The organism is Paraburkholderia sp. RAU6.4a, from assembly GCF_050435625.1.
GTDB lineage: Bacteria > Pseudomonadota > Gammaproteobacteria > Burkholderiales > Burkholderiaceae > Paraburkholderia > Paraburkholderia tuberum.
Genome location: NZ_JBNDKQ010000003.1, coordinates 2,749,270 through 2,759,835 on the forward strand (window position 1 = coordinate 2,749,270; position 10,566 = coordinate 2,759,835).

7 protein-coding genes and 1 pseudogene are annotated in these 10,566 nt (G+C 53.6%); 1 reads left to right on the plus strand and 7 read right to left on the minus strand.

Going from position 1 to position 10,566, the window contains the following annotated elements; translation table 11 throughout:
* Positions 1–77 precede the first annotated feature (77 nt).
* A complete protein-coding gene (locus tag OKW40_RS37230; protein ID WP_429493846.1) occupies positions 78–2,075 on the plus strand; it encodes an HAD-IIIC family phosphatase in 1,998 nt (665 codons plus the stop codon).
* Positions 2,076–2,112: 37 nt separating this feature from the next.
* Here the strand turns inward: OKW40_RS37230 and OKW40_RS37235 are convergent, their stop codons facing one another.
* From OKW40_RS37235 to OKW40_RS37265, 7 genes and pseudogenes are all read right to left on the minus strand, one after another.
* Positions 2,113–3,216 (minus strand): glycosyltransferase family 4 protein, encoded by a 1,104-nt coding sequence (locus OKW40_RS37235; protein WP_429493847.1) that lies wholly within the window; start codon positions 3,214–3,216, stop codon positions 2,113–2,115.
* Between the two features lie 71 nt (positions 3,217–3,287).
* Positions 3,288–4,322 (minus strand): GDP-mannose 4,6-dehydratase, encoded by a 1,035-nt coding sequence (gene gmd / locus OKW40_RS37240; RefSeq protein ID WP_429493848.1) that lies wholly within the window; start codon positions 4,320–4,322, stop codon positions 3,288–3,290.
* Between the two features lie 53 nt (positions 4,323–4,375).
* Positions 4,376–7,069 carry a glycosyltransferase family 4 protein gene (locus OKW40_RS37245; protein ID WP_429493849.1) on the minus strand — a complete coding sequence of 898 codons (2,694 nt, stop codon included), beginning with the start codon at positions 7,067–7,069 and terminating at the stop codon, positions 4,376–4,378.
* Between the two features lie 2 nt (positions 7,070–7,071).
* Positions 7,072–7,647 carry a DUF4214 domain-containing protein gene (locus tag OKW40_RS37250; protein WP_429493850.1) on the minus strand — a complete coding sequence of 192 codons (576 nt, stop codon included), beginning with the start codon at positions 7,645–7,647 and terminating at the stop codon, positions 7,072–7,074.
* Between the two features lie 19 nt (positions 7,648–7,666).
* Positions 7,667–8,317, minus strand: a complete 651-nt coding sequence (locus OKW40_RS37255; RefSeq protein WP_429493851.1) for an ABC transporter ATP-binding protein — start codon at positions 8,315–8,317, stop codon at positions 7,667–7,669.
* A pseudogene (locus tag OKW40_RS37260) lies at positions 8,314–9,112 on the minus strand (ABC transporter permease). Before OKW40_RS37260 ends, OKW40_RS37255 begins: the two are co-directional and overlap by 4 nt.
* A gap of 7 nt (positions 9,113–9,119) precedes the next feature.
* Positions 9,120–10,118: a hypothetical protein gene (locus tag OKW40_RS37265; RefSeq protein ID WP_429493852.1), complete on the minus strand. Its 999-nt coding sequence runs from the start codon at positions 10,116–10,118 to the stop codon at positions 9,120–9,122.
* Between the last annotated feature and the right edge of the window lie 448 nt (positions 10,119–10,566).

Sequence of the window (10,566 nt, forward strand, 5' to 3'; positions counted from 1 at the left end):
ATTGTGCTTTGACGAAATACAGGTGCCCTGGGCATGATACGTAACGACAAGCAAAGCTGACGAGACAATATAAATCCATGTCCGACATTCAAGTGAACACACAAACCGAGGAATTTGTCCATTCTCTGTATAACTACGTCCTCGGTCGCAAACCCGACCGCGCTAGCTTCGACACATGGGTGTCTGCCCTCGAGTCAGGATCAATGCGTCCGCATGAAGCGGTAGCTGGCTTTTTCAAGTCGAGTGAACGCGGGAACCGCGAAAAGCAAGAATATATCCATGCGGTTAAATCCGGGGCCGATTCGTATCACGCACCGGCGGTCTTGTCTGAAACCACGGTGATGCCAAAGCGTGTCGCATTGCTCGGATCGTGTCTCGTTGAAAAATGGCAATCGGTGTTCTCTCGCTACACCGCAGTTGACTATTTGCAGGTGAACGGGATGGCACGCCTCCCGGAGCGCCCACCTGCTGCGCCGTCGGAATATGGGTTTCAGGTGATTCAATTGGGACTGCGTTTTGTGCTTCCGGAGCAGCGATATTTCGCGCTGGAGTACCGTAGTCCTGACGACTATGAAAAGCTGTTCGAGGCCACATGTGATCGGATGATCGGCATGTTGCGAGAAAATATGCGCTGGAACGTGGAGCACGGCATGCTTACGTTCGTATGCAATTTTCTGACACCGCAGCAAAATCCCCTTGGTCGGCTGATGCCACGGTACGATCTGCGCAATCTCGTTTACTTCGTGGAACAGCTCAATATCCGGCTGTATGAGGAATTGCAGAAGTACACGAACAGCTACATACTGGATATCAATCAAACCGCGTCGATCTATGGGAAAAAATATTTCCAGGACGACCAGATGACCACGGCAGTCCATCACGGATTGTCGAGCGATTTCGATTTTCAGCATGACCAGGCGCGTATCGAAACCGTTCCGAAGGCTTCCACGGTCTATGAGATGCGGCCGTTCGAGTTTATTACTGCGGTATGGGAAGAAGCGCTAGCAATGTATCGCACGGTGCATCAGGCCGAATCCGTCAAACTCGTGATTATGGATCTCGACGATACGTTGTGGCGAGGCATTGCCGCTGAAGGCGCGCTCGACACCTTCGGTGACAAGGTCCGCGAGGGCTGGCCCGTCGGTGTGATGGAGGCGCTGAAGTGCCTGAAAAACAGGGGCGTACTGCTTGCTATTGCAAGCAAGAACAGCGAAGAACGCATCGATCAGCTGTGGAATGAGATGACTGATGGGCGTATTTCTCTGAACGACTTTTCGGTTCGTAAGATCAACTGGCGCGCCAAGGTCGAAAACATCGAGGAAATTCTTCGCGAAGTCAATGTATTGCCGAAGAATGTACTGTTTGTGGACGACAATCCGGTCGAACGGGCGTCCGTCGAGCGCGCGTATCCTGGCATTCGTGTGTTGGGAGCAAATCCATATATCACGCGACGTGTCCTGATGTGGGCGCCGGAGACGCAGGTTGCGAGAATTACGGACGAATCTAGCCGTAGAACGGAAATGATTCAGGCTCAGGTTCGCCGTGAATCGGACAGAAAGCAGCTTTCACGTGAAGACTTCCTTGCGTCCCTGAAGATCAAGCTGAAATTTGCCGAGATCACCGACGTGAGTGATCCGAAGTTTGGCCGCGCGTTCGAGCTCATAAACAAAACCAATCAATTCAACACGACGGGCGAGCGTTGGACTCACGACGCAACAGTGTCCCTGTTCCGTGGCCGTGGTTCGTTCTTTACCTTTGAGGTCGAGGACGTCTATTCGAATTATGGACTCGTTGGCGTCGTCGTCGTCAAGGAAGACTGTGTTTTCCAATGGGCCATGAGTTGCCGCGTGCTGGGGCTGGATGTCGAGCTCGCGGCGCTGACCGAGATTACTCGCCGCATGGCGCGCGGTGGACTCGAATCGGCACGGGCCCGCGTGATCGAGACTGAAGCGAACTATTTGTGCCGCGATCTCTTCGAGCGTGGAGGATTTCAGCGCGACGGTAGCGACTGGTGGAAATCGCTGGTCGGCGACCAATGGACCGAACACGCGCACGTCGAAGTTCTGGAGATCTAAGGCAGGGATGGGCCCGGCGCCAACCGGGTCCGTTTTGTCAGACCCCGATTCGCTGATACAGCTCAATCGTACGGTCGGCGCAGTTCGTCCAACTGTGCCGCTTCGCAATTTCGATACCCCGTGAAATTGCTGCCGAGCGCCACGACTCGTTGCTCAGGACCTCCGTGATGCTCGTCACTAACGCATCGACATCATCGGGATCAGTCAAAAACGTCGCACCTTCGACAATGTTGCGAATCGGGGTGCGATCCGATGCCAAGGCTGGAACGCCGCTCGCGAGGCTTTCAAGAACTGGTAGTCCAAATCCTTCGTAAATCGAGGGAAAGAAAAACGCCCGCGCACCAGCGTAAAGAGAGGGCAGTACGTTTTCGTCTACATAGCCGAGGTAGCGAAGCCATCCTTCACATTCGGCGGCCCGTATCTGTTCAAGCAGCTGGTCGTTCAACCAGCCACTGCTGCCTGCAAGAATGAGCGGATATCTGGTACGAATCGTAGCGGGTATGCGCCGGTACGCATCAATAAGATTTGTAATACGCTTGCGCGGCTCGAGAGTTGAAACGCATAACGCGTAGCTTCCTGGAGTAAGACCAAGCGAGGACAGCTGTGGGGCGAGCGTTGAAGTAGATCGAGGGTGGAAGTCAGCGCCGACACCTAAAGGAATCGCAGTGATACGTTCTAGCGGCCAATTGAAATAATCCGCCACTTCATGACGCGTGCTCTCGGAATCCGTGATGATATGGCGGCACCTTGACAGCGTGGAGGTGAATGATCGTTCGAACAGTCTTATCCTTTCAAGCGGATGTGTTTCCGGATATTTAAATACGGAAAGATCGTGGACGGTCACGATTCCACTGTTCACTTGCGGTGGTAGAAAGTAGTTCGGTGAATGAAAAAGATAAGAGCGTAACCGCAAAGTCAGCTTCAGTCGCCCCAGCCACCGGCTGGCCGAGACAACTGGTCGGCGACTTTGTGGCTGAGCGAGCAGCAGCTTTCTCGGATCATCGATCCAATGGCCGTTTGCAAAATAGCGGGCCGCCTGCAGCTTTTCAGTTGTCTGAAAATGTCTGACCAATTCCCACGCGTATCGACCGATCCCCGTGAGGGGCGGCCGAATCGCGTCCACTTCCAGAATGGTCCTCAATTAGCGCCTGCCCGCATGCAGGCGGCCAACCACCGCAAAGAGGAGTTGATGTTCGTCCGCATCCTGGCAGATCAGAACGAAAAACCAAGCTTGTTGCGCCTGATATCCTGCTCCACCATCATCGCGCACAGTTCTTCAAGCGTCGTACGCGGCTGCCAGCCGAGCTTTGCTTGCGCCTTGGCTGGATCGCCGATCAACAACTCGACTTCTGCCGGACGGTAAAACTTCGGGTTGACTTCAACGAGTTGTTTGCCCGTTGCTGGATCAAACCCACGCTCGTCCACGCCAGTACCTTCCCAGATGATGTCAAAGCCAACGGCCTTCCCTGCCATGGTCACGAAGTCACGTACCGTTTCCGTCCGATTTGTTGCGAGCACATACGTGTCCGGTTCAGCGGCCTGCAACATCAGCCACATACCTTCGACGTACTCTTTCGCAAAACCCCAGTCCCGCTTGGCATCGAGATTGCCTAACTGCAACCGGTCCTGCTTGCCCAAATGGATTTTGGCCATGCTATCGGTAATCTTGCGCGTCACGAACTCTCTGCCGCGAAGCGGTGATTCGTGATTAAAAAGAATGCCACTACTGCCGAAAATGTCGTAGCTTTCTCGATAGTTCACCGTGATCCAGTGGGCGTAGAGTTTTGCCACACCGTACGGGCTGCGAGGGTAAAACGGCGTATCTTCAGTTTGCGGAATCGACTGCACCTTGCCAAACATTTCAGATGTGCTGGCCTGGTAAAAGCGGATGTCCTTATTGACGATGCGAATCGCCTCTAGCAGGTTAAGAGCACCGATCCCAGTGATTTCGGCAGTTGCAACCGGTTGATCGAATGACACGCCCACGAAGCTTTGGGCGGCGAGATTGTATACCTCCGTCGCTTGCGTGTTCTGCAGCAAACGAATATTCGCGCTGAGATCGGTAAGATCGTATTCGGTCAGGTGAAGATTGGGATGATTCAGCACCCCAAGTTCCTCCAGCCGCCAAAAATTGACTGAACTGGTGCGCCGATAGGTGCCGTATACCTCATAGCCTTTTTCGAGCAACAGTTGAGAGAGGTAAGCACCATCTTGCCCGGTGATCCCAGTAACGACCGCTTTTTTCATGCTGCAACTCTTCCTAAACATTATTGAACGTCGTATGACGTCACCGCTTGCGTTTAGATCGCTACCGTGATCACAGGCATCCGGTGCTCCGGACTGTTCCTGACAAGCGACTTGTTGGTGATGGTCAAAATATAGGACCCTACCGCAGCGGGCAGCTTGACCATTATTCCGGTCTTTCGGCTGACCAATTGAGGATGGTTCATTCCGTTAACCACCAGGTTGCCATTGCGGTCACGGATTTCATACACCACGTCCTTCATTTCATGCTGACAGGATGTGTCGAGTCGGCACCAAAGGCCGGGCGTGCCAAACGCCGCGGACTCCGTGATTCCGAACACGTTAGCCGCGTACGAGTTATAAGTGCTTCCGGTGAAAATTGCGTCCTTCAGTAGCTTCGAAACCATGCGCTGCGAACTGTATTGTCCGTATGCTTCCCTGCAGACGATTTTTTTCAGCTTGGGTGGCGTGTCGAAATCGACACCCGCCTCGTAAGCAGCGCCGCCGGGCTGATAGTTACTGTCGTAGTAGTTTTCGAAATATACAGTGTCGCTAAACCATTCGGGGGTCCATGACGAATAACTCATGGGCCAGAAGAGGGTGGTGCACTTTTCGCTGGCGACGAGATTCGAATATCGATGAGCAACAACATTGAAGTAGATAGACCATTCGTCAAAACAGTGAGGGTGCACGTGACGGAACTCGGAGACAACCTCGGAGAAGAGTTGCTTGTCAATCACTTGTGCCTGATGGCTGGAGTAGGCGAGCCGCGGATAGCCGTACTCTTCCAGCACCGTCGCCGTATACCATTGACCACGATCGTAGCTTGAATCGCCGAACGGGCTGGCCCGCCATTGAGTCATGTCGGGATAGAAATACTTACCGACATATCTCGAATTGCGAACGAAGTGATCAGCGGGGAGCTTCTCGATGACGATGCAATCGTCGTCGAGAGCGACAAATTTATCGTTGATTTCCGGGCGCTTGTAAAGGCATTCCCGCAGTAGGAAATTTCGCTCCTGATGATCCAAAACGTCGACGGATTCCGCCGCGAGTACTTCCTCGTCGCAAAGAACTGTTGCCTTGACTGGGTAGTTTCCAAGGAGTTCGGCGTATTGTGCGCGCTGAGTCCCGCGTGTCAGTACGACTACATCGTCGACTTTCGAATGGCGAATGAAGCTTTCCAGCGATTTCTTCAGGTTTTCCGGGTGCGTGGAGATGTACACCAACTGAAGGCTATGCGGAATCGAGGAAGCCCGCAGGCCGTCAGTCAGTACGCGGATATGATTCATCAGCACCTGAGCCGTGTCTTCCCACGAGGGCAAGGAAACCCGAGCGGCGTTTTCCTTCGTTGCAGCATAGAAGACCGGATCATTGACGATCTTCTCGAGCGCACTCGAGAACGAATTGAAGTCACGCGGATTGAAAAGCAGACTCAGCCCTTGACCCGCTTCCACCAGCGCGCCACGGTCGCTGGAAATCACGACGCAATTCTTTGCGAGCGCTTCCAGCACGGGAAGGCCATAGCCTTCGTACCATGAGGACGTAGCGTACGCGAAGGAGTTCTCGTAGAAGTACTGCAATGCAGCATCGTCCACGTTGTGAAGCCATTTGAGCGTGTCACCTTCATCCGACAGCGCCTGAATCTTCTTGATCAGCTTTTTATCTTCCCAGCCTTTCTTGCCAACGATGAGAACATTCAGACCGATCGACCGGAAGTACTCGATATTGTCGATAAAAAACGGATAATTTTTTCTCGGCTCAACCGTACCGACGCACAGCACATACGGGCGTTTGGTGAGAAACTGAGCGACCTCGTCTTCGAGAACGACTTCGCCACCTACGGCGTGGGAGAAATTGCCACCCATTGGGATGGTGACCATTTGCGGGCAGCGAGACCGGATCTCGCTCGCAATCTTCAACGCGTCGTCCCGGACAGCCTCGGAAATACAAACGAACAGATCGGAAAAGCTCAGCGCTGCGAAAAAATGTTCGACGTAGCGGATGACCGTGGTCGGATGCGAATTTTGCGGCGACAGAATCGGAACGGCATCGTAATGCATGTTGACGATGCGTACACCGTTGGTCTTCAGGTCACGATAAAGCGCCCACTTGGAGATTCCGTCGCCCCATGACGCATCGATATCAAAATAAATATCACCTTTTGCGAAGGTGACGAGTTCAGAGTTTGACGAAACGAAATCTCCGTCGTTCATCGCGACGGTGACGAACCCTTTGAGAGCGCGTTGATAGGTGACGAGTTGGACGTTGCTCGCGCGAAGCCTTATGGCGATTTCCCGAACCACTCGCTGAATTCCTGTTCTCGCACCAGTCTTGATGGTGTTCGTGACATCGACATACAACACAGGCGATGCCGACTGGCTCTTGAATTTCAGGGACGCCGTCGAGCGCCCATTCTGGGTATATTCCTCAGATGCGTGAATCGACTGCACCAACGCATTGAACTTGCGCAGTGCGGGAGCAGAATTGGAGATAAAACTGTTTCGTGTGCCCGTGTCGACGCGGCGGGTTAGAAGCCAGACGTACAGAATTTCGATGGCTTCGTCCGCACCGATTATCTCAGCGATGTTGTATTTGTCGGCGCCGAACTTGTCGCTGAGGAGCTCGCACAGTGCGTGACGCGCGGTCGCCGACCAGTTCGACGTGAAAAACGGCGTTTCGGAATTACGTTCAACGAAACGAAGCAGATTCTCCGCGACTTTTTCGATTGTGTGTGGCTGCGTTTTCATCGTTACTTCGCTTGCGTTATTTGTCTCAGCTTTTCTTCAATACGCTTGGCCAGGATCTCGGCCGCGACCGCCTGGTTCCCTTCGATGCGAAGCAGGTCGGCCTGTTGCGCCTGTACGGTCGGCGTTGCCACCTTGCCGGACTGCAACGCGACGACCTGTTGACTAAGTCCTGCCATCGTCGTACGAACTGCGTGTACCTCTTCCCGCAATTTCGTAATCTCACCCAACAACAGAACGGTACTTGCACTAACGCTGACGGATTCGAAGCGCTTTTTTCTTACTGTGTCAAAGAGCCCGCCAATCGCGGGAAGTCGCGAAAGCGTGAAAAGGATCCGATAGGACGTGGCCAACGAGCGGTGCTTGTGCCGTTTGCGAAACTCGCTGGATCCTAAAATGCTGTGCAGGATCGCTGCACGGCTCTTTCTTCTACCGAGCTCGGTCGAATAGTATTTCATCCCGTCCGCGTCAATGTCCCTGCCCAGCAGGGTCATGTAACAGCGCCGGATAAAATGTTGACCGTCGAACTGAAATAGTGCAGCGACCGACGTGGCGGAAAGGTCACCGGTATGATGTTCCATTGGTTTCCCTGTGTATGGGCTAACAGTAAGTTTCGTAGTAGGCGAATGCCGAGTCGACTTCGCTAAAGTCCAGGAGTTTGCCGTTGTGAATTACACAGGCACGATCACAATGCTCCCGGACGATGCGCGGGTCATGTGATACCAGAATCATCGCCCGGTCCTTTCTTTTCTGGAACAACTCAAAATTACATTTAGCATGAAACCGGGCGTCGCCCACGGCGATCACTTCGTCAATCAGAAAGCAGTCGAATTCGATCGCCATCGAGATGGCAAAAGCCAGGCGGGCACGCATACCACTTGAGTATTTCTTGACCGGTTCGCGCAAGTAAATGCCGAGCTCCGAGAATTCCTCCACGAACGGTATGGCTCGTTCAGGCGGTACGCCATATACACGACAAACAAAACGCAGGTTGTCCAGTCCAGTCAGGCTGCCTTGAAACCCGCCGGCGAACGCCAGCGGCCATGACACGCTCATGCTTCGCTTGATGTCGCCGGCACTGGGTTGTTCCGAGCCGCTGATCAGTCGGATCAACGTGGACTTGCCTGACCCATTCTTGCCGAGAATGCCGAGTTTGTCGCCCCGTTTGACCGTCAGATTCACCTGGTCGAGAATGGTCCGCTGACCTTGACGCGTTCCGTAGCGTTTCTGTACTCCGTTCAGTTCGATCATTGCGGTTCCACTTTGCCGGAAATATCCCGCACGACCCACAACCCTAACCATGTCAGAAGCAGGCAGACTACCGCCGTATAAGGCACGTCGTAGTATGGCGTGACTGCGTCACCAAAATAACCATAACGGAACAGTTCGACGCAATTGGGGACCGGAAACAGCATGACGATATGGCGGATCGGTGTCGGCAACCAGCTTGCCATCACAAGCGCGCCGGAGACGGGCAACTGAAAATAGGCGATCGGATGCCAAAGTCGTTCCACCAGTTCACTGTATTCGCAAAGCCCGCCGATAAGCAGACCCATGGCGCTGGCGTACCAGACGAGTAGCCCCCAGCCTGCCATCATCCTCAGGATATTGGCAGGAACGGGAATGGCTCCCGCCACGATGAAGATCAACAACAGGACGATCATCGATAGCGTGGCACCCGGAAATTTCTAGCAGGATCCGCGCGAGGAACAGATCGATCACTCTGACGTTGCGATGGAAGAGCAGCGCCGAATTCGGCAAGATCGCAAGCGTGCATCGTCCGATCGTGTTTCGCCACACCAGCACTGTGGAATAGCCCGTCAGCGTATAAGCAATGGCGCTGATATGGTGAGCCGCGCCGATGTCGTGAAAAAGACTCCACAGTATGGTTACGCCAAGCGTGAAAAGCATAGGCTCGGCAAAGAGCCATGCGAAGCCCAGATTGTGGCGTCCGTAGCGCGTGATAATTTCACGCATAAACAGAGCGTGCAGCACGCGCAACTGGATTTCCAGTGATCTGTGCATTGGAAAGGCTTCTTTGCGCATAAGCCGCTTAGTCGCGATGTTCGCGGACGCTGGAAATCAGTAGACTCAAGGTGCCCCACGACACGAGTCCAAGAATGAACGTAATAAGCACATTTCGCGCACGATGTGGCAATAGCGCTTCGTCAGGAAGGCTCGGCTGAGCAATTCTCTCCAGGTAAAGCTGTTGTTTGCGTGCATCCGCGCGGGCAGACTCGAGCGACACCAGGGTAGCGCTTAGCTGGCGGTCTGCAAAGTCTCGTTCGAGAGAAAGACGTTGATAAGCCGGCGCCTTGTTCGCCAGCGAACCCGATCCGCCAGCCACGCCATTGACCGCGCTATCGATCTCGGTTTGCAGCGCGGCGATTCTGGTCGTCAGGGCTTTCACCTGCGGGTTGTTCGGCGCAAGAGACTTTAGCTCCGCGAGTTGCGTTTTGCTTGTTATCAGTTCGCTCTTCAATTCGCCAACCTGCTGCAATTGAAGTGCGGATTGCTTGTCTGGATCGAAAATCGACTGCTTGTTTCTATATACCGACAGCGCCTCCGCAGCCGCCTTCACACGCGTTTCCGCCTGTGCGACCTGATTGACTGCATACTGAATCATGTCTTGCTGGGCGCGCTCGTTCATCCGGTTGACGAGTTGCTCGCCTAACACCAGCAGCTGTTCGTTGAAACGGTGCGCGTCTTGCGGAGTGAACGCATTGACTTTCAAGGTCGCGATCGAGGTAGTGGTATCGAACTCGACGTCGATCTGCTTCTGGTAGTAAAGCAATAAATGCTCATTGCTGCCATAAAAGCCAAGCGGATTGAAACGGCTGAACATATCGCCGCTACTGCCAGAATAGGCACTAACGAACGAATTCTTGTTATTTAGGGCTGATAGTGCGTCCCGCGATACGATGTAGTCATTGACGGCGTACGCATCGCTTTGCGAATCGCTAAGCCCGGAACCTTGCAGGAGTTGTCCGACGAGCCCCGACGACTGGGCTTGCTGGTTGGGGCTGCGAACGACGAAGCTGGACTCGGACACGTAAACGTCCGAGGCGATTAGGGAATAGTAAATCGTTGCCGCAAGCGTCGGAAATATGACGGTCAATGCAAAAAGACGATTAACTTTTTTGATTCGACTCGCCAACCCCCACCGATCTACAGGAATATGGCCGCTTCTAATAGTTTCCAACTTTATTCCACCGTCTACGGCCGAGCGGTGCTCGCATTCTCTACGCTCTGCCAGGAAATGATGTTCAGTGGCGCAGGGTTGTTGCGTGACGCCACTTGTGCGTTGCAGTAATGCGAAGGTGTCTTCGAGCTACACGAAGTACTTGCCAACGCATTTGCAAGGCAGCTTTTTAGGGACAGCGGATTGTAGCGCTCCAGGCAAGCAAACGGAAGATATTACGATCCTGTCTCGAAATTGCAACAATTTTGTAATTCGAAAGACGTTGGCGTTTTTTTTTTAGTAGGCTCGCGTCCAGGCT